General features: G+C 39.1%; 20 protein-coding genes. 15 read left to right on the top strand and 5 right to left on the bottom strand.

What is annotated here, in order from left to right; genetic code table 11:
• Positions 1-9: 9 nt before the first annotated feature.
• From Q1W14_RS00205 to Q1W14_RS00235, 7 genes are all read left to right on the top strand, one after another.
• Complete coding sequence (locus Q1W14_RS00205) at positions 10-1,365, top strand: S8 family serine peptidase (RefSeq protein ID WP_300698096.1); 1,356 nt, start codon at positions 10-12, stop codon at positions 1,363-1,365.
• Positions 1,365-2,597: an exodeoxyribonuclease VII large subunit gene (gene xseA / locus Q1W14_RS00210; RefSeq protein ID WP_300698098.1), complete on the top strand. Its 1,233-nt coding sequence runs from the start codon at positions 1,365-1,367 to the stop codon at positions 2,595-2,597. The genes Q1W14_RS00205 and xseA overlap by 1 nt, the downstream gene beginning before the upstream one ends.
• 72 nt (positions 2,598-2,669) lie before the next feature.
• Positions 2,670-3,068: a lipocalin family protein gene (locus Q1W14_RS00215; protein WP_300698100.1), complete on the top strand. Its 399-nt coding sequence runs from the start codon at positions 2,670-2,672 to the stop codon at positions 3,066-3,068.
• Between the two features lie 8 nt (positions 3,069-3,076).
• Positions 3,077-3,292 carry an exodeoxyribonuclease VII small subunit gene (gene xseB / locus Q1W14_RS00220; RefSeq protein ID WP_300698101.1) on the top strand — a complete coding sequence of 72 codons (216 nt, stop codon included), beginning with the start codon at positions 3,077-3,079 and terminating at the stop codon, positions 3,290-3,292.
• A 52-nt stretch (positions 3,293-3,344) separates the two neighbouring features.
• Positions 3,345-4,364: a branched-chain amino acid aminotransferase gene (locus Q1W14_RS00225; RefSeq protein WP_300698103.1), complete on the top strand. Its 1,020-nt coding sequence runs from the start codon at positions 3,345-3,347 to the stop codon at positions 4,362-4,364.
• Between the two features lie 133 nt (positions 4,365-4,497).
• Entirely contained in the window at positions 4,498-5,256 is a 759-nt protein-coding gene (gene trmB, locus Q1W14_RS00230; RefSeq protein ID WP_300698105.1) for a tRNA (guanosine(46)-N7)-methyltransferase TrmB, read from the top strand.
• A 53-nt stretch (positions 5,257-5,309) separates the two neighbouring features.
• On the top strand, positions 5,310-6,410 hold the full coding sequence (locus Q1W14_RS00235; protein WP_300698107.1) for an Mrp/NBP35 family ATP-binding protein: 1,101 nt from the start codon (positions 5,310-5,312) through the stop codon (positions 6,408-6,410).
• 98 nt (positions 6,411-6,508) lie between these two features.
• Here Q1W14_RS00235 and Q1W14_RS00240 read toward each other — a convergent pair whose 3' ends face one another.
• Entirely contained in the window at positions 6,509-8,242 is a 1,734-nt protein-coding gene (locus Q1W14_RS00240) for a M56 family metallopeptidase (RefSeq protein WP_300698108.1), read from the bottom strand.
• Positions 8,243-8,368: 126 nt separating this feature from the next.
• Positions 8,369-8,731: a BlaI/MecI/CopY family transcriptional regulator gene (locus Q1W14_RS00245; RefSeq protein ID WP_300698110.1), complete on the bottom strand. Its 363-nt coding sequence runs from the start codon at positions 8,729-8,731 to the stop codon at positions 8,369-8,371.
• Between the two features lie 230 nt (positions 8,732-8,961).
• Here Q1W14_RS00245 and Q1W14_RS00250 point away from each other — a divergent pair, with 230 nt between their 5' ends.
• Positions 8,962-10,542, top strand: a complete 1,581-nt coding sequence (locus Q1W14_RS00250; RefSeq protein ID WP_300698112.1) for a Gfo/Idh/MocA family oxidoreductase — start codon at positions 8,962-8,964, stop codon at positions 10,540-10,542.
• A gap of 95 nt (positions 10,543-10,637) precedes the next feature.
• On the opposite strand, the gene Q1W14_RS00255 is transcribed toward Q1W14_RS00250, so the two are convergent.
• Entirely contained in the window at positions 10,638-12,542 is a 1,905-nt protein-coding gene (locus Q1W14_RS00255; protein ID WP_300698114.1) for a TlpA disulfide reductase family protein, read from the bottom strand.
• 234 nt (positions 12,543-12,776) lie between these two features.
• Here Q1W14_RS00255 and Q1W14_RS00260 point away from each other — a divergent pair, with 234 nt between their 5' ends.
• Together Q1W14_RS00260 and Q1W14_RS00265 are read left to right on the top strand one after the other, a co-directional pair.
• Positions 12,777-13,847 (top strand): SGNH/GDSL hydrolase family protein, encoded by a 1,071-nt coding sequence (locus tag Q1W14_RS00260; RefSeq protein ID WP_300698116.1) that lies wholly within the window; start codon positions 12,777-12,779, stop codon positions 13,845-13,847.
• A 49-nt stretch (positions 13,848-13,896) separates the two neighbouring features.
• Positions 13,897-15,411: a hypothetical protein gene (locus Q1W14_RS00265; protein ID WP_300698117.1), complete on the top strand. Its 1,515-nt coding sequence runs from the start codon at positions 13,897-13,899 to the stop codon at positions 15,409-15,411.
• A gap of 21 nt (positions 15,412-15,432) precedes the next feature.
• On the opposite strand, the gene Q1W14_RS00270 is transcribed toward Q1W14_RS00265, so the two are convergent.
• Both Q1W14_RS00270 and Q1W14_RS00275 read right to left on the bottom strand, forming a co-directional pair.
• Positions 15,433-16,131, bottom strand: a complete 699-nt coding sequence (locus Q1W14_RS00270) for a response regulator transcription factor (RefSeq protein ID WP_294587222.1) — start codon at positions 16,129-16,131, stop codon at positions 15,433-15,435.
• Positions 16,128-17,432, bottom strand: coding sequence for a HAMP domain-containing sensor histidine kinase (locus tag Q1W14_RS00275; protein ID WP_300698118.1), 1,305 nt, complete (start codon positions 17,430-17,432; stop codon positions 16,128-16,130). Before Q1W14_RS00275 ends, Q1W14_RS00270 begins: the two co-directional genes overlap by 4 nt.
• Positions 17,433-17,784: 352 nt before the next feature.
• Between Q1W14_RS00275 and Q1W14_RS00280 the strand changes: the two genes are divergently transcribed.
• From Q1W14_RS00280 to Q1W14_RS00300, 5 genes are all read left to right on the top strand, one after another.
• Entirely contained in the window at positions 17,785-17,925 is a 141-nt protein-coding gene (locus tag Q1W14_RS00280; protein WP_294587226.1) for a hypothetical protein, read from the top strand.
• Between the two features lie 123 nt (positions 17,926-18,048).
• Positions 18,049-18,195, top strand: coding sequence for a hypothetical protein (locus tag Q1W14_RS00285; RefSeq protein WP_300698119.1), 147 nt, complete (start codon positions 18,049-18,051; stop codon positions 18,193-18,195).
• A gap of 386 nt (positions 18,196-18,581) precedes the next feature.
• On the top strand, positions 18,582-18,761 hold the full coding sequence (locus Q1W14_RS00290) for a hypothetical protein (protein ID WP_300698120.1): 180 nt from the start codon (positions 18,582-18,584) through the stop codon (positions 18,759-18,761).
• 16 nt (positions 18,762-18,777) lie between these two features.
• Positions 18,778-18,924: a bacteriocin gene (locus Q1W14_RS00295; protein ID WP_300698121.1), complete on the top strand. Its 147-nt coding sequence runs from the start codon at positions 18,778-18,780 to the stop codon at positions 18,922-18,924.
• 463 nt (positions 18,925-19,387) lie between these two features.
• Positions 19,388-20,554, top strand: coding sequence for an HlyD family efflux transporter periplasmic adaptor subunit (locus tag Q1W14_RS00300; protein WP_300698122.1), 1,167 nt, complete (start codon positions 19,388-19,390; stop codon positions 20,552-20,554).
• The last annotated feature ends 6 nt before the right edge of the window (positions 20,555-20,560 follow it).

Raw genomic sequence — 20,560 nt, forward strand, 5'->3', positions numbered from 1 at the left:
AAGAAATATATGGTTAAGAAACTAATTCTTTTTGCAGCTTTTACCTTGCTTGTACTAGGTGTTTCTGCGCAACAAGATACGTTGAAGTATCGCATCAGCCTGAAAGATAAGGCTGCTACAACTTACTCTTTGGACCGTCCGGAAGCATTCCTCTCTGAAAAAGCGATTGCACGTCGCCAGAAACAGAATTTACCGATAGACTCTACGGATTTGCCGGTATGTCGTAAATACATTGATGAAATCCGTAATAAGGGGGTTAATGTCGTAGTTACGGGAAAGTGGGAGAATTTTGTTACGGTTTCCTGCAATGATTCTACATTGATAGATGGTATTGCTGCATTACCCTTTGTTCTTGCTACTGAAAAAGTATGGATGGCTCCCAAAGGAGAACCAATGGTTGCTAAACGTGATTCATTGATAAATAAACCTACTGTACATAAGGATAGTATTTATGGTCTTGCTCTTGATCAGATTCAACTTAGTAATGGTAATAAATTGCATGAAGCCGGTTTTAAAGGTAAAGGAATGACAATTGCTGTGATCGATGCAGGTTTCCATAATGCGGATAAGATTAAAGCAATGAAGAAAATCCGTGTCTTGGGTACGAAAGATTTTGTAAATCCCCAGGCGGATATTTTTGCTGAGAGCAGTCATGGTATGATGGTACTTTCATGTATGGGAATGAACAAACCTGATGTTATGATTGGTACAGCTCCTGAAGCTTCCTTTTGGTTGCTTCGTAGTGAAGATGAGGCTTCGGAGCATTTGGTAGAACAGGATTATTGGGCTGCTGCGGTGGAATTTGCCGATAGCGTAGGAGTTGACGTGCTTAATACCTCATTGGGATATTACTCTTTTGATGATAAGTCGAAAGATTATAAATACCGTGATTTAGACGGACACCATGCACTAATGTCCCGTCAGGCATCACGCATTGCAGATAAAGGTATGATACTGGTTTGCAGCGCAGGAAATTCGGGAATGGGTTCTTGGAAAAAGCTTACTCCTCCGGGAGATGCCGAGAATGTGCTGACCGTCGGTGCTATTGATAAGAATGGATTATTAGCACCTTTCTCTTCTATCGGAAATACAGCTGACAACCGGATAAAACCGGATGTTGTTGCAGTAGGTTTGGGCTCTGATGTCATGGGTACGAGTGGCAATCAAGCTAAGGCAAACGGTACTTCTTTCTCTTCACCGATCATGTGCGGAATGGTGGCTTGTTTGTGGCAGGCGCGTCCGGAACTTACTGCTAAAGAAGTAATAGAATTGGTACGCAAATCGGGTGATCGTGCTGCATTCCCTGATAATATCTATGGATATGGACTACCTGATATGTGGAAGGCTTACAATAGCGGGAAATAATGGAAGCTCTCTCTTTATATGATCTGAATGCTTTGGTACGTCGAAGCATAGAGCAATGCTTGCCCGATGAATTCTGGGTGCAAGCAGAGTTGAGTGATGTGCGTACCAATAGTACGGGTCATTGTTACTTGGAGTTCATACAGAAAGATCCTCGTAGCAATAACTTGATAGCCAAAGCTCGTGGTACAATTTGGGCAAATGTATTCCGTTTATTGAAACCGTATTTTGAGGAGGCTACGGGACAGGCATTTGTCTCAGGTATCAAGGTATTGATACAGGTAACAGTTAGTTTCCACGAACTTTATGGATTTAGTTTAACTGTACAAGATATTGATCCGACTTATACATTGGGCGATATGGCACGTCGTCGCAAGGAGATTCTGAAGCAACTTGAAGAAGAAGGCGTACTTACACTGAATAAAGAGTTGGATATGCCTCCTCTTCCGCAACGGATTGCTGTTATTTCTTCCCCTACGGCAGCAGGTTACGACGATTTCTGCCATCAATTGCAAAATAATTCCCGTGGTTTCTATTTCTATACGGAATTATTTCCAGCTTTGATGCAGGGTGACCGTGTGGAAGATTCTGTTTTATCAGCTCTTGATAAAGTCAATGCCCGGCTGACGGAGTTTGATGTCGTCGTTATTATCCGCGGAGGAGGTGCTACATCCGACCTTTCCGGTTTTGATACTTATCTTCTTGCAGCCTCTTGTGCACAATTTCCATTACCTATTATTACAGGTATCGGACATGAAAGGGATGATACAGTGCTTGATTCTGTGGCACATACCCGTGTAAAAACTCCTACGGCTGCTGCTGAATTTCTGATAGAATCTATGAATGATGCTGCGGATGAACTGGAATTGCTTGCTGCCCGTTTGCAAGAAAGTGTTCGCAATTTATTGTCTCAGGAACAACGCAAGTTGGTTGCTTATAAAAATCGGATTCCTTCTTCCGCTTATCGGCGGATATCCAGTGCCAAGTTGACTTTGCTCACAGCAAAGAAAGATATAGCTCAGGTTGTGACTTCTTCATTATCCCGTCATCGTCATCGTTTGGAATTATTGCAGCAACGATTGGTGGATGCTTCACCCGAAAAGCAGCTTGCTCGTGGGTATAGTATTACGTTGAAAGACGGGAAGGTAGTGAAGAATGCAAAAGAATTGCAAGCGGATGATGAAATAATTACTTGTTTACAATATGGTAAAGTGACTTCAATTGTAAATATTTAGCTCTATGTGTGCAGTGTTTTATAAATCACTGCATTTATATAAATATGTTTAAACCATTTAAAATGAACTAATATGAAGACACAAAACCTATTTAGTATGCTGATGCTGGTGTTTATGGCATTTAGCTTTATCTCATGTGCTGATGAAGACAATACAGTTGAAATCTCTCAATTGGAGGGTCTGTGGTTTGTAAAAGAACCAGTCCTTGAAGATGATTATGTAACCAGTTATACGTTTAAAGCTGACAAGACATGTGAGATCTATACAGGAAGCCCCTTGTCTAATGGAATTCCCCTTTATCGTACTTATCAGATAAGTAATGATAAGAAACTGGTTACGATATTTGATAAAGAAGGGCACTATACAGAACAGTATCATATTCTAAAGTTAACATCTGATGAAATGAAATGGGAAAATGCGTCGCCCAAAGATGGAAATTCTGATAAGCGACTTGAAAAGTATAAAGACTAATTTTATTTATGCCAGCAACCAAGAAAAAAGAAACCTACTCCGAAGCCATGGCGCGTTTGGAGAAAATTGTCAGCCAGATAGACAATAACGAATTAGAGATAGATGCGCTTGCCGAGAAGATAAAAGAGGCGAACGAGATTATTGCGTTTTGCAGCGATAAATTGACCAAAGCCGACCGTGAAATTGAAAAATTACTGTCGGAGAAGCGGGAATGTGAAGAATAAAAGCTACTTTTGTTGCAAAATATACGTAATAAGGTAACTAATACTTTGAGATATGAAGGAACTTGATTGGGCTAATCTGCCTTTCGGATATATGAAGACAGATTACAATGTGAGAATTTATCATCGTAACGGACAATGGGGTGAACTGGAAGTTTGCAGTGAGGAAACGATTCCTATGCACATGGCTGCTACCTGTTTGCATTATGGTCAGGAAGCTTTTGAAGGTTTGAAAGCATTCCGTGGTAAAGACGGTAAAGTGCGTATTTTCCGTTTGGAAGAGAATGCTGCTCGTCTGCAATCTACTTGTCAGGGAATCCTGATGGCCGAATTACCTACTGAACGTTTCAAAGAAGCCATTCTGAAGGTTGTGAAACTGAATGAACGTTTCATTCCTCCTTATGAATCGGGTGCTTCCTTATATATACGTCCGTTGTTGGTAGGTACAGGTGCACAAGTTGGTGTACATCCGGCTAATGAATACCTGTTTGTGGTATTTGTTACACCGGTAGGTCCTTACTTCAAAGGCGGTTTCTCAACGAATCCATACGTTATTATTCGCGAATTCGACCGTTCTGCTCCTTTGGGCACAGGTATCTATAAAGTTGGTGGTAACTATGCAGCTAGTTTGCGTGCCAATAAGAAAGCACATGACTTGGGCTATGCTTGCGAATTTTATTTGGATGCCAAAGAAAAGAAATACATCGACGAATGCGGTGCTGCCAACTTCTTCGGTATCAAAGATAATACTTATATCACTCCGAAATCTACTTCCATTCTGCCCTCTATCACCAATAAGAGTTTGATGCAGTTGGCAGAAGATATGGGCATGAAGGTGGAACGTCGTCCGGTTCCCGAAGAAGAACTGCTGACTTTCGAAGAAGCCGGTGCTTGCGGTACTGCTGCCGTAATCAGTCCTATCGAACGCATTGATGATGTAGAGAATGGTAAATCTTATGTTATTTCTAAAGATGGTAAACCCGGACCTATTTGTACGAAGTTATATAATAAGCTGCGTGCTATTCAGTACGGTGATGAACCGGATACTCACAATTGGGTAACTATTGTAGAATAATATATTACTGAATATTTAGGCACGGATTACGTGGGTCAGCATGGTTGTTTGTATATACATAACCCATGTAGAGGTCTGCGTAATCCGTGCCTAACATAATAATATAAGTCTGGTTTTTCTTTAATACACACGAATGGGAAAAAATAAATTAGAGAAGTTTGCCGATATGGCAAGTTATCCGCATGTGTTTGAATATCCGTATTCCGCAGTAGATAATGTGCCGTTTGAGATGAAAGGTAATTGGCATAAAGAGTTTTTTAAGAATAACAACCCGATTGTACTGGAATTGGGCTGTGGTCGTGGAGAGTACACCGTTGGATTAGGACGGATGTTTCCCGATGTCAACTTTATCGGCGTAGATATTAAAGGTGCCCGTATGTGGACGGGAGCTACCGAATCTTTGGAATCGGGTATGCGGAATGTAGCCTTTCTACGTACAAACATCGAAATCATCGACCGATTTTTTGCTCCGGATGAAGTTGCCGAGGTATGGCTCACCTTCTCTGATCCGCAAATGAAGAAAGCAACCAAACGACTTACTTCTACTTACTTTATGAATCGTTACCGTAAGTTCTTGATAGACGGTGGAATTATTCATGTGAAGACTGACAGTAATTTCATGTTCACCTACACTAAATATATGGTTGAGAAGAATCAGTTGTCGGTAGATGTAATGACAGAAGATTTATATCACTCCGGTATGGCTGATGAGATTCTTGGTATCAGAACCTATTATGAACAACAATGGCTGGATCGTGGTTTAAATATAAAATATATCAAGTTCCACCTTCCTCAATCGGACGAATTACAAGAGCCCGATGTAGAGATTGAACTCGATGAATACCGCAGCTACAATCGCAGTAAACGTAGTGGATTGCAGACCAGTAAATAGCTGAGCTTGCAGTTGCAAAATTGTACATTGTAAATTACTAAATTGTAAATAGAATGACTCTATATCCTAAACTAATTTTGGATGCACTGGCTACAGTGCGTTATCCCGGTACGGGGAAGAATCTCGTGGATGCTGAAATGGTAGCCGATAATATGCGCATCGATGGAATGAAAGTCAGCTTCTCGTTGACATTTGAGAAGCCGACTGATCCGTTTATGAAATCTATGCTAAAAGCTGCCGAGACGGCTATACATACATATGTTTCGCCGGAAGTGGAAGTAGTAATTACTACGGAAAGCCGCCAGGTTGCCCGTCCTGAAGTAAGCAAACTACTGCCACAAGTGAAAAATATTATTGGGGTTTCTTCCGGTAAAGGTGGGGTAGGCAAGTCTACGGTTGCAGCCAATCTTGCTGTTTCTTTGGCGAAATTGGGATATAAGGTAGGTTTACTGGATGCAGACATCTTCGGTCCATCAGTTCCTAAAATGTTTCAGGTAGAAGATGCACGTCCTTTGGCTAAGAATATAGATGGACGTGAATTGATTATTCCGATCGAGAGATATGGAATCAAGTTGCTTTCTATAGGTTTCTTTGTCGATCCGGATCAGGCTACTTTATGGCGTGGTGGTATGGCAAGCAATGCTTTGAAGCAATTGATTGGTGATGCTGACTGGGGTAATCTGGATTACTTCTTGATAGACCTTCCTCCCGGAACAAGTGATATTCACTTGACAGTTGTTCAGACATTGGCTATGACTGGTGCTATTGTAGTCAGCACGCCACAAGCTGTGGCTTTGGCTGATGCACGTAAGGGTATCAATATGTTTACTAATGATAAGGTAAATGTGCCTATTCTTGGTTTGGTAGAGAATATGGCTTGGTTTACTCCTGCCGAACTTCCGGAAAATAAATATTATATTTTCGGTCAAGATGGAGCAAAGAAGCTGGCGGAGGAGATGAATGTACCTTTGCTGGGCCAAATCCCTATTGTACAAAGCATTTGTGAAAGCGGAGATAAAGGCACCCCGGTTGCTTTGGACGAGAATACCGTTACCGGTCGTGCATTCTTACAACTGGCTGCTGCTGTTGTTCGTCAAGTAGATCGCAGAAATGTTGAGATGGCACCTACACAGATAGTGGAGATGCATAAATAAAAATAAGAGTGCGATAGATACATATCTGATTATATGAAAAAGGAGCAAGTGCTGTAATGCAATTGCTCCTTTTTTCGTTAATCTTATTTTGGGGATATTTATTGTAACTTAAACATGATCGGGAAAGTGTACTTTACATTTACCGCCTGTCCTCTTTGCTTGCCTGCTTTCCATTTGGGCATAGCATTGGTTACACGGATTGCTTCTGCATCAAGAAACGTATTGGTGCCTTGTACAATTTTAGTATTGGTAACATTACCATCTTTATCAATGATAGTTTGTACTATTACCTTTCCTTGAATACCTGCCTTTTGCGCATCTACAGGATATTTGATATTTCTTGACAAGTATTGCATCAGCCCTTCCATGCCTCCAGGGAATTGAGGCATTTCCTCTACCACTTCGAATACTGTACCTATTTCCGGAGCCGGATCTTTAGAGGCATAACCTACGGCAACAATCTCTTTGGGTTGTTCGTTGACCGGTTTATAATCTTCTTTAGGATCAGATAATCTGAACATGATGGGCACTGTATATTTCACTCTGACAGCCTGTCCTTTCTGTATTCCCGGTCTCCAATTTGGCATAGTGCTGGCTACACGTACAGCCTCTCTATCCAGGCTGGGATCAACACCTCGAAGTACTTTGGTGTTGGAGATGCTGCCATCCTTTTCAACTACAAATTGTACAGTTACTCGTCCTTGTACGCCTTTTGAGTGTGCATCTGCAGGATATTGAATATTCTTGCTGAGGTATTCCATTAATCCTGCCATACCACCATTTCCAAATTCCGGCATATGCTCCACAACTTCAAAGACTACATTATCACCTTCGTTAATAAGTGAGTCACGCTTCATCTTCTCCGGAACTACCGATAATTCGTTTGTATTCATTGTGCCTTTTTCAACGACAGGCATGTCCACAGCCTCCACGACTTCTGTTGCAATCTCTTTCGTGGTGCGTGCCACGGCTTCAATATTGCTGATAATCATAAGTAAGGCTGCCAAGGGAAGGAATGCCAGGTATTTGGTCCTTCCTATTTCTTTTGTTCTTTTTTTATTCATCATTTTGATGCGTTTTTTTAAAGGTAAAACATTGAAACTATTATAAATTGTTGCTGCAGCCTTATGATGTGATAATCCTAACAGGTGGTACTGATAGGTTTTGGAGTCATAGCCGTTTTCCAAAACGTGGGCATCGGCCATATATTCCAAATTAGTACGGATTTCCCGTTTCATGAGCCAGGCAAATGGATTGAACCAACATAGGATACAAGCCAGTTCACTGATTATGACATCAATGGAATGCCATTGACGGGCGTGTGTCTGCTCATGAGTCAATATTTCATTCAACTCTTCTTCAGTGTGTGAAGACGGGTTGATAAAAATCCAATGAAAGAAAGAAAAAGGACCTGCTGCCTTGGGTAGCAGATAAAAGTTAGCTCCATTTATTTGTTCTTTGCGGCATTGATAAGCTAATCGGATAATACCGGTCAACTGAATAAAGAAACGCAAGATTAAAAGTGCCATTATTCCCCAGTATACAATACTTGCATATTCAAGAATGATGCTTTTCCAGTCAGTAGTAGCGGTTGTGGTTATAACAAACTCCGGTAGTACCATACTGGCATAAAGATCTGCCATAACTACCATAGGTTCTTGTTCTGTTATCCACGTCTGAATGTTCAGTAATGGTACAGCAGCTGAGATAGCAAAGAAACAAAGTAAGGCAATTCTGCGCCAACCAAAGAACGTATCTTTGTAGAAAAATAACCGATAGAATGCATAGAACAACACTATGGCTACATTGACTTTTAGAAAATAGGCTAACATGTCTTTTTAGTGATTAGTGATTAGTGATTAGTAATTAGTGATTTGTGATTAGTTTTCGGTGGTTAGTTTTCGGTGATATAACTCATTATAAGCACATCACTAATCACTAAACGTTAATCACTGTCTTCACTCTTTCCCTTTTTCAATCATCTCTATTATGTCTTTCAGGTCATTGGTCGAAATCTTCTGCTCTTTGGCAAAGAAAGAAACCATTTCCTTAAACGAGTTTTCAAAGTAGTTGCGTACAAAACCACTCATGAAGGTGCGTTTGTATTCGCTTTCACGGATTAGCGGTGAGTACTGATAAGTATTTCCTACTCGTGTAGCACGTATATACTGTTTACGTTCCAGGTTTTTTACGATGGATGCTACTGTTGTGTAGGGAGGTGCCGGGTTGGGATATTTGGCAACGATGTCTTTTACAAAACAATTGTCCAGCTCCCAAATGTAAATCATTACTTCTTCTTCTTGTATCGTTAACTTTTCCATGGATAAAGTATTTAAATGAATTCAATGCAAATCTACGATAATTTCGTAATAAGGCAGTAAACAGTGAGTTAATTAATCTAAATGCAACTGATGTATTTGGGGGAAGTTTACTACAGTACATCTATAGTGTATAAAAAACTAAAGAATATACCGCTGGATTACTATACTTCTGTGAATATTAACTATATTTGTTCGCTTTTAATTTATCTAAATCAAATCATTACAAATTTATGAAAAACTTTAAATCGTTGATGGTAGGTGCATGCTTGGTATTAGCTGTATGCTCTACTCAAAACTCTATCGCGCAGACGACGTCGGAAAAAGGAACCCAATGGGAATGGAAAAACGGAACAATTGAAGTAAAATCTCCCGAACGTCCTGCAGATCAAAAAAGCGTGTTAGGATTGACTACTCCGAAGATGGAAGTAGTTCGTGTAGGATTTGTGGGCTTGGGTATGCGTGGTCCCGGTGCTGTGGAACGTTTCACTTACATTCCCGGTACGCAGGTGGTAGCTCTTTGCGACTATGTACCCGAGCGTGCCGAAAGATGCCAGGAAATTTTAAAGAAAGCATCTATGCCTAAAGCTGCCATTTACTCGGGCGAAAAGGGGTATGAAGAACTTTGTAAGCGTCCTGATATAGACTTGGTTTATATCGCTGCCGACTGGTTGCATCATTTCCCTATTGCCAAGTGTGCTTTGGAGAATGGTAAGAATGTAGCTATCGAAGTGCCTTCGGCTATGAACCTCAAAGAATGCTGGGAGCTGATTAACTTAAGTGAGAAGACTCGCAAGCATTGTATGATTTTGGAGAATTGCTGCTATGACTGGTTCGAAATGAATACATTGAACATGGCACAACAGGGTGTTTTCGGCGAAGTGATTCGTGCACAGGGTGCTTACATTCACAATCTGGCTCCGTTCTGGGATCATTATTGGAAGAATGGCGCAGATGACAAGTTAGGCTGGCGTTTGGAATTCAACAAGAAACATCGTGGTGACGTGTATGCTACTCATGGTCTTGGCCCGGTGGCACAAGCACTTGACATCCATCGTGGTGACCGCATAACTACCTTGGTAGCTATGGACACTAAATCCGTTGTTGGTAAAGACTTGGTTGAGAAGAGAACCGGTGAAGCTTGTGATAATTTCCGTAATGGTGACCACACTACAACGTTACTTCGTACCGCAAATGGCAAGGTGATTGAAATTCAACACAATGTAATGACTCCACAACCTTACAATCGTTTGTATCAACTTACAGGTAGCAAAGGTTTTGCCAATAAATATCCGGTTGAAGGATATGCTCTTGATGCTGCTCAACTTAGTGCTTCGGGTGTGCAACCTAAAGTGGACGACTTAAACTCTCATGGTTTCTTGCCGGAAGCAGAGATGGAAGCGCTTATCGCCAAATATCAACATCCTATCTTGAAGAAATATGGCGAGTTGGCAAAAGAGGTAGGTGGTCATGGCGGTATGGACTTCATCATGGACAGTCGTATGGTATATTGCTTGCAAAACGGTTTACCCTTGGATTTGGACGTATATGACCTTGCTGAGTGGTGTTCTTTAGCCGAATTGGGTGAGCTTTCTATGGACAATAACTGTGCTGCTGTTGCGTTCCCAGATTTTACTCGTGGCGAATGGAATGTGGAAAAGGGTTATAAGTTTGCTTATGCAACTCCTGAAGATGAACAAGCTAGTTTGGAGAAAGCTCAGGCATTCACTGCTAAGTTGAAAGAACAGGGTGCTAAAGAATGGGCGAAAGTTGCTGCAAAAGAAGCGAAAGATGCTAAGAAGAAAAAGAAATAATTTTGATGGCTTAGCTATCAGATATTTATAAAATAATGAAGAGGGTACCGATCATTTAAAAGCAATCGGTACCCTCTTCTATATAATGTACTTATTTACTTGATAACTTTCAGCAATTCTTCTTTCATCTTATCTACTCCGGGGAATCCGGTTTGTTTGAATTTAATGTTTCCTTCCGGATCAATAATCAGATAAGTGGGTACACCTTCTATCTTGAAACTGTCATTTAGGTATTTCCACTGGGCATCCGTTACGCGGTAGTGTTCACCGTGGATATCGGGAATCATATTTTCCCAAGTCTTCAGCGGGGAAGTTTCACCGGTTATATATAGATATACAATATCCTTATCTTTCAATTCTTCTTTCATCGGAACCATTACTTTGTTTGCCATGCGGCACGGACCGCACCAAGTAGCCCAAAAATCAACTAGTAGGACTTTACCGCGGAATTTGCTGATGATGGAAGCAAAGAGATCTTCGTTGCTTACTTCACCTGCTTCATTAATGGTATAACCGGTTTTCTTTTTGTTGACTTCTATCTTTGCCAATAATTCGTCATTGGCTACAGTCAGCATTTCACGCAGGGCGGTAGGCATTGTTTCGAGAGATGCTTTCTGCTCATCGGTAAGCGCAGTGAAGCTTTTAATGCCTTGATAGAGAGGATAACTACGGATTATATCAAAGAAGATACCTTTATCCGTTCCCCATGCTTGGGCAAGTGCGGCACTCTGAGATATATAGATACCTACCAAATTCATATACTGGTCAGACAAGATAGATTGTGGAGTATTCAAATATGCAATGTCTGTTTCAGCTATATTGTGTTTCGGCATCTTTTGCATGAGATCCTTATAGTAGTTTTCTGCTTCTGCTTCTTTAATTTTGTCTGTACGTATGGCAGCGTTAGTCAGCAGACCTGGTAATCGTTGCTGTATTAGTGCCAAATTCATTTTATGGGTGGTGGAGAGCAGTTGGCGTGTAGAAGAGCTGCAAGCTGAGGTTGCTATTTTAGCTTGTGTTTCTTCGGATAGTTTGTTGATGTAGGCTCGGGCACCGGTGAAATCCATACCTGCCAGTACGGTAATATCCTTGAAGAGCTTTTCTTGCATATTTGCATCCGGTAAGTTGCTGTTCAACTCCTGCGCTTCGGTTTCTAGTGGCCCATTGACATAAAGCATTTCCCCATACGGATTCTTTTGACTATGAAATTTGGATTGACGGCGGGAGAGTTCACGCAGGTTGATGTACAGAGTTGTAGTTTTACCTGGTTCCATGAAGAATTTGATAGGTGTACCGTTGATATACATAGAACAAGGAGTAGTACTTGTCAGAGTCACTTCTTTTGTAAAAGTTCCATCGGATTGGATCTCCGGTATGATTTCTGTTATATCTCCCTTGACATTTTCCCACAACACAATTGCTGTTCCTTGTCCCGGTACTACACCGGGGCGATAATCAAGGAATTTGCCTTTGAGCACAGCTTTACCGTATTGTATGATCGGTTCTGGTAAAACGGCATTTTTATCAGTCTGGTGTACTACGGCTTCCTTAGGCAACATTAACTTTGGTAAATTCTTGCTTTTCAGTTGTATTCCCCAAATGCTAAATGCACCTTCTACACCTTCACTTTCTGTAAAATCAATAGATGTGGCATTGGCGGCAACAGGTGGAAATACTAATTGGAACTCGGCTTCACCCGATTCCGGCATCCAAAATTCCTTATCAGGTGTAATTCCTATACCTGAGCGCAACTGGTAAGTCTCCCCATTATTATCTTTCAAGTAACTGCCGGATGCAATCTTTATCCAGTTTTTGGGGCGATACTTGGCATAAATATGGAGTACAGTAGCTGTATCGCTGATTACTACTTTACTAACTTCGATAGAAGTAGTGTTTCTTACGCAGAAGGGAGGTTGTTCAATTACTCGGTTCTTGGCTTGTAGTGGATAGCAACAGATGCACAATAGCAAGCTTGCAATAAAAAGATGAATGTGTTTCATAAGATTCTGTCTATAAGATTCTAACTTCATCAAAAATACGAATGTTTCGTAACACGACAAGCCTGTTTACGTTAATTGATGTAAAACTCTTATTATTTGTCAGGGCAACCGTACCAAAAATGTTCATGTCTTTCCCGATATGAAGATTTTTGATGCGCTTGCCCTGATTATTCGTAGTTTTTCAGGGAAAGATTGTATCTTTGGTGCATACTTAACATCTTAGTCCTAATAATTATGAGATCCAAATTATTTATAATGGGCTTGTTGCTGGCTGTAACCGTAGCCAATGCCCAGATTGTTTATCATGATGCCGCTGTTTTCCCCCTTTTAGGCAAAGCGACTGAGTCCACTCTTACCCGTTATGAACGCCTTCCGGATTCTTTGCAGAACATTTCACGTAAGCCTTTGTGGGAGTTAGGCAAGAATAGTGCGGGGCTTGCCGTGCGCTTCCGTTCCAATTCTACTTGCATTGCAGCAAAATGGGAAGTCTTGAATAATTTTAATATGAATCATATGACACCTACCGGAATTAAGGGACTTGATCTTTATTGCCTACAAGATGGCAAATGGATATTCGCCGGAAGCGGTCGCCCCCAAGGCAAGGTAAATACAGCTACTATTGTAAATAATATGCTTCCTCAGGAACGTGAATACCTTTTATACCTTTCTTTATATGATGGTGTTACATCGCTTACCATCGGCGTAGATTCTCTTTCTGAAATAAATCAGCCGGCTGTGGACTTGCCGATACGCACGAAACCGATTGTATTTTACGGCACCAGTATTTTGCAAGGTGGTTGTGCTTCCCGTCCCGGTATGGCCCATACAAATATCTTGGAACGTATGCTCAACCGTGAATGCATCAATCTGGGTTTTAGCGGAAACGCCCTGCTCGATTTGGAGATAGCTGATGTCATAGCCGGTGTAGATGCTTCTGTGTTTGTGCTCGATTTTCTGCCTAATGCCACTGTTGAGCAGATGAATGAACGTGCGGATAAATTCTATTCCATCATTCGCAAGAAACATCCCGATACTCCTATCCTGTTTATAGAGGATCCGATTTTTACTCATTCTCCTTTCGATACAAGGATAGCCAAGGAAGTAAAGGATAAAAATGAGACTATTAATGCTATCTTTCAGTTATTGCAAAAACGTGGAGAGAAAAATATCTATTTTCTTTCTTCCAAAGATATCATCGGACATGATGGAGAAGCTACTGTGGATGGCATCCACTTTACCGATTTAGGATTTATGCGATATGCCGAGGTGCTTTATCCGATGATTACTAAAATTTTAGCAAAATAAGATTGCTCTTATAAAAGAATTCATCAACTCACGTTTATTAAGTTATACAATGAAAATATCCAATCTCTCACTTTTGTCGTCTTACCATTCTTACGTTTGCAATGAAGAAGCTTTGCTGCCTGATGATGTCTGTAAAGACTTGGATATAGATAATTTTTTCTCTACAGTTGATTTTACATCTTCTTGTATTGGGCAACAATACTTATATCACCTTTTACATCAAGACCAACCTTCACAAATAGGGAAATATGAATCATTAATAAGCGAAATAAGTAAAAATAAAGAATGGCGGGCAAAGTTATTGAAGATACTTTCTCAGACAAGTAATGCTGATTCTTATTATATAGCATCTTTGTTCTCAAAATCCATAGTCATACCATCAAAGCAAAAAATATTAGTATTGAGTTTCTGTCGATTTATACCTTTTATCCTGGCAGGACTTACTTTTATAACACATAACTTGTTATTCGTATTCCTACTGATTGCAGCCATTGTTGTAAACTTCGTTTTGCACTATCAAAACAAAAAGAATATCTATCAATTCTATTATTCTGTACCCCAAATCGTAAGAATGCTGAAACAGACAGAAGAAATGGCAACTAATCCTCTTCTGTTATCTGTTGAGCCCGATATTAAGCAAAGCTTAGCAGAATTGAAAACGTTGAAAACTCGGCTTCGCTTTTTCAAATTAAGCATTCGGATGGATAGTGATATCGCCATTTTGGCTTATTGTATAGCGGAGTTGTTCAATATCTTCTTTTTGACAGAAGCTTATGCTGTTAATAAAGCACTTATAGCACTTCACGATAAGAAGAAGTTGATAGAAAAGGTGTTTCGCTTTGTGGGTTTCATTGATACACTATGTTCTATTTCCCTGTTGCGCGAACAATTACCTTATTATTGTTTACCTACCTTGCCGGTAAAAGGAGAAAAGTTGCATGCCAACGCCATTTATCATCCAATGGTGAACAATGCCGTATCTAATGACATTTTACTGCAAGATAAATCATTTTTAGTCACAGGCTCAAATATGTCCGGCAAAACGAGTTTTATACGTACTGTTGGAATAAATCTGCTTTCTGCAAAAGTTCTTAATACCTGCTTTGCCCAACATTTCTCGATAGCTTTAAATACTCGAATATTCTCTTCAATTCATAATGCTGACAATCTGGAAGAGAGCAAAAGTTTCTTCTTACAAGAGTCATTACGAATAAAAGAAATAATAGATCAAGCTGCACAGCCATTATGCTTGTTTCTTTTGGACGAACCATTTAAAGGAACAAATACACAAGAACGTATTGCTATATGCAGAGCTGTACTCTCAGCTTTGGCTGAGAAAGGGAATATAGTTCTAGTCTCTACACATGATCTTGAACTCAGTAAGTTTGTAGAAGACAAGTATGATTTATATCATTTTAGCGAAATAATCCGGGACGAGCAATTGCTATTTGATTATAAGCTAAAAATGGGAGTATCCACTCAGCGTAATGCCATTAAAATATTAGAACTATATCATTATCCTGCCGGTATAGTAAGGGATGCGAATCGGTATTGTTGTAACTGAATCTAAGGTAAAACTATAATGTCAGTCGATAATCAGCATAAATCCTACACCTCTTATCGTTTTTATTTGGATACAAGGTTCTTCGGCTAATAGTTTGCGTAGCTTGGTCATAAAAACATCCATGCTGCGCGATGCAAAGTAGTCATCTTCTGTATTCCAGAATCGGCTGAGCATGGCCGACCGCTTTACGGTTTCATTCTTATTTTCCGCAAGAAGTTGCAAAATACCTGCTTCTCTTACAGTCAATACTTGTACCTTTCCTGTGTCGTCATTCCGCAGGCTGGCATGTTTGGCATCCAGTGTAAAGCGTCCCAACTTATAATGGTCTGTTTCTGTTCGGGTTTTGGCGCCTTCCTTCAATTGAAGTAAAGCATGGATATGAGCATCCAGTTCATCGGGAACAAATGGTTTCTTGATATAATTATTTACACCAATCTTGTAGCCATCTTTTACATCTTTGGGAGAGGTCAAGGCTGATGTAAATAAAATGGGAGTGTCTCCATCTATTTCGCGAATACGTTCTACCATTTCTAGCCCGTTCATTACCGGCATGTCAATATCCGAAATAATGATGTCGGGATGGTGCTCTTTCCATGCATCCAAACCTTCGGCACCATTGGTAACTGCAATAACTTCGTACCCTCCAATAAGTTCCTGCAATCCGCTCTGCAGAATATAGCGCAGATTTGCATCGTCTTCCACTAATAATAGTTTAATCATAGGTCGCTTAAAATTAAAGGTAAATGTATGCTAAATTCGCTGTATTCTCCTTCTATACTGTTTACAAAGATATTGCCGTCATGGGCTGATACAACCTGTAGAACAAAGTTTAACCCCAATCCGAAGCCTGTGGCACCTCCGCTTCTGCTTCGTTTGGTGGCAGCTGCCCGCTCAAATTTCTCGAAGATACAGCGTTTATCTTTTTCGGCAATCCCTAATCCGTTATCATATACTTTTATAATTGTATGTAAATTGTCGTTCAATGAACTGATTTTTATTTCTACAGACTCCTTAGAGTATTTAATAGCGTTATCTATCAAGTTACTGATGACTTCTGCCAAATATTCTTCGTCGGCATATACTGTTTCTACTTTTAACTCAGTAGTGAAATGCACCGGTTTAGAAGATTTTGCAGTAAAATTATCTATCAGTTTTTCAATCATGGGTGCTAACAATACTTCCTTCTTGGACATTGATAGCTTGTGATTTTCTAATTTGGATAGTGTAAGAACTTTATTGGTCAGCGCAAGCAGGTGGTCTGCTTCACTTCTGGCTATATTGAAGTATTTTTCTTTCATTTCCGCTTTGTTGTCCAATCTGCCACTATGCAAGAAGTCTAGTGTCGACATGATGGTGCTGAGAGGAGTCTTCATGTCATGAACCATTGCGTAAGAAAAGTCTTCACGGATTTTAGCGACTTTGTTTTGATGATTGATAATTTTGATCTGATAAGTTATACAGCCAATAACAAAGAATGAAAGCAAGGCAGTTGCGATAATGAGTAGCCCCATACGTTCAAATATTGTATAATAAGGCGAAACTAAAATCAGTTGTATTCCTTCTGAACGATCTAGTCTGGTTGGAACTATTTGTGATTTTACTGCTCCCCATAAAGGAATATTTAACGCTTTACTTTTCTTTATTATGCTTTGAGTCTTAGGATTAACAGTGCAGATAAAGAAGTCTCTATCTATATTGACTGACTTTAAGTGTACTCCTGCAAGGGAATCTATTCGGGTTATGGAGTATTCAAGTTTCATCTCCCAAAGGCTATTATATAAATATGTATATACTGATATTGAATCATTGGGTGAACCGCCGGAAATCGCAGTATTCTTAGGCGTATTGCAGGAAATAATACCTACTTCTTTGTTTAATGCTTGCTCTAAAATATTATTGCATTCCTTTTTGATATCATTCTTTATAAGTACGTAAGTATTACGTAGCCATATTGCTTGCAATGCAAATATAACTATTAATCCTAATACGGTAATCCATTGAATGTATTTCTTATTTTTCATAGTATCTGCAAATATAATAACTTATAGTTGATATTGGATAACATTAAGATAACATTTTATTAGAAAAATGCTCTCTATCTTTGCAACATCAAACTAAAACAATATGAATAACTATAAAAATAATATTATGAAACAGCTTATTAGTGAATTGGAACAGGAGGAATTAGAAACTATTTATGGTGGAGAAGTGGAATATTTTTTTCTCAATGGAGAGTGGATCGTAATAAATAAATAAGAGAAATTCTGATTAACCTAATGATAACACATTGATAACTTAAGCATAAGATTCCTTAGCTTACCTTTGCAACATCAAAAGGAAACAAACTTAGTATTAACCTTAAAAGAAGATACCATGAAACGAAATGAAAAACAGATATTCAATCCTTTGAACGGAGAAGAATCGAATTCTATAATAGGAGGTTGTACTCCTACTCCTGAAAAAGAGTTCAACGAAGAGATCCTTTTTGAAAAGTATGACATTTACCAAATCTAAGGTCGTTAACAAAAACGTTAACCTAATGATAACAAAACGGTAACATAAGCTTAAGATTAACTTACTTACCTTTGCAACATCAAATAAGAAATAAATTTAGTATTAACATTAAATAAAGTGATTATGAAGAAGAATCAAAAACAAGTAATGGAAACATTAAACGAAAAGGAACAAAAGGATGTAATGGGTGGTTATGCTCCATTAACCAAAGAGCAACAAGAAAAAATGCGTGAACAATTTGGATTATTGGCGGACATTATCTGTACTTAATTGATCTGATTGTAAATAGAGAATATTAATAGGAATTGATATCAACCTGTTGTTGTAAAATGTAAATAATATTTATATGAGAACTAGAGATGGTCCCCTAATTGATTATGTTTAGTGAAAGTATATAATTCCTTAATCAATAAATATTTAATAATGATGAATTTAAAAAATATCAAATTGTGTAATAATAACAAGCTGGATGCAATTTTGAAGACTATAATACTTTTTGTGTTATTGCTTTTAATTGTACTTTGTGTTCTACTTGTTGGAAGTGATTGGACGGGTTTTGATAAGGTAATTGTACACTCTTTAAAAATAGTAATCAAAATATTATCGATTGTTATAATAATAGATTACATAAGAATAAAAAGTAAAAAAATGAAACAATGAATAATAATGAGTTTTATAAGAAGCTAACTGATGAAGAGGTTATCCTTATTAGTGGCGGAATCATTCCCGAAAGTTGTTATGGAAATCCTAGATTAGCAGATCAATGTTATAATACTGGTATGACATTTGTGGGATTTATATGTGGAACTATTGAAGGAATTGTTAGTATATTTTAGTAAAAAAAGAAAAATTATGAAAGAATTAGCATTAAATGAATTGCAGCAAATATATGGTGGTGGATTTGAAGAAGGTAGAGAAGCGGGACGTGTTTTTGGTCAAGCATTCGGAGGTGCCTGCACACTCTTAGGAATATACACACTTATTGTGGGATTATTGTAAAAATGTAATTTAATTCAGAAAGAGTGCCAATATTTTTGACACTCTTTCTTTGTGCTATATTGTTAACCTAGCGTTAACAATATGATATCAATCGCAGCGAATATCCTTATCCGCCGCTTTTGCGTGTCAGAATCTTTAGATCCGCTTTAAGAATAGATTTTTAGATTACCATAATGCGGTTTTGACCCATCTTTCAGCTAAACAGCCCCGGATCTGAACTGTATCCTCCCCGTACCTGCTCCGTATGGAGGTACCTTTTTACGGAGAAAATACGTAGGAGATACGGAGCAAATACGGAGGGTACCGAAAAAATAGCCGAATAATTCAGCCAACGAATTATAAAATATTTCTTTAGTCTTTTAACCTAGCGTTAACCCAACGATAACATAACTACTTTTTTACTTGCCGTACTTTTGTTTCATCAAACAAAGACAAGAGTATTAATTAAAAACAATAAAGAGAAATGTTATTACCGAATGAATGGATAGAAAATAGTATCGAGACGTACATCTATCAACACACAACAAAATCACAGATTATCTATTGGGTAGTATTGGCAGCCATCACACTTACCTGCATTGCGCTTCCGTTTATTTATGTGGATATCTCTGTACAGGGCAGCGGAATAGTAAGGCCGGTCACTGAAAAAGCGGAAATAACTTCCTCTATCACGGAAATAGTAGATTCAGTTTATGTACGTGAAGGGCAACAAGTAAACAAAGGAGATGTTATTCTTCGCTTCCGCACTAATAATTCGGATTATAAAATCAACTACCAATCCGGTCGTCTCAATGATTGTGAAGCACATTTGGCAGACTTGGCATTTTTGGCAAAAGGTGATTGCCCTTCAGTATTCCATTCGGCAGTTCGTCAGCAGGAATATACCTACTTCACTCGAAAGAAAAAGGAACTCGAAACATTGCTTGCGCAGGCAGAGAAGGAATACAATAGAAACAAGGTATTGTTTGACAAGAAAGTGATCTCCGAAGAAGAATACGATACATATTATTTCCAATGGCAAAGCCAACAAAACGAACTCGCATCTTTGGTACAAAGTCAATTGAGTACTTGGCAAGCAGATATGAACACTTATCGAAACTCGTTCAATGAAATGAATTCCACTCTGAAACAAGAACTAAAAGAGAAGGATATGTACATAGTACGCAGCCCGGTAGATGGTACAGTCGACCAGTTCTCAGGAGTTTATAGGGGAAGTAGTGTGCAGGCCGGGCAAGCTTTGGCAGTAATCAGTCCCGATTCTACTCTCTGCCTCGAAGTCTATGTCACCCCTCGAAACATCGGTTTTATGAGTGTGGGTATGCCGGTCAATGTGCAAGTAGAATCTTTCAATTATAATGAATGGGGCATGATACCGGGAAAAGTAAAGGACATCTCTTCTGACTTTCTGACAGATAATCAAGGCAATTCTTTTTATAAGGTGAAGTGTGAAATGGAACGTAATTACTTGAAATTGAAGAGCGGCAGAATAGGCCGACTGAAAAAAGGAATGACGGTAAGTGCCCACTTTATGCTAACTCGTCGCTCCTTATTCGATTTGTTATACCAGAAGGTGGATGATTGGGCTAACCCCAGACAGTATGAGAATGAAATGATGATTGCTAAAAACTAAAGAAAC

This window comes from Bacteroides sp., from assembly GCF_030151085.1.
Classification (GTDB): domain Bacteria; phylum Bacteroidota; class Bacteroidia; order Bacteroidales; family Bacteroidaceae; genus Bacteroides.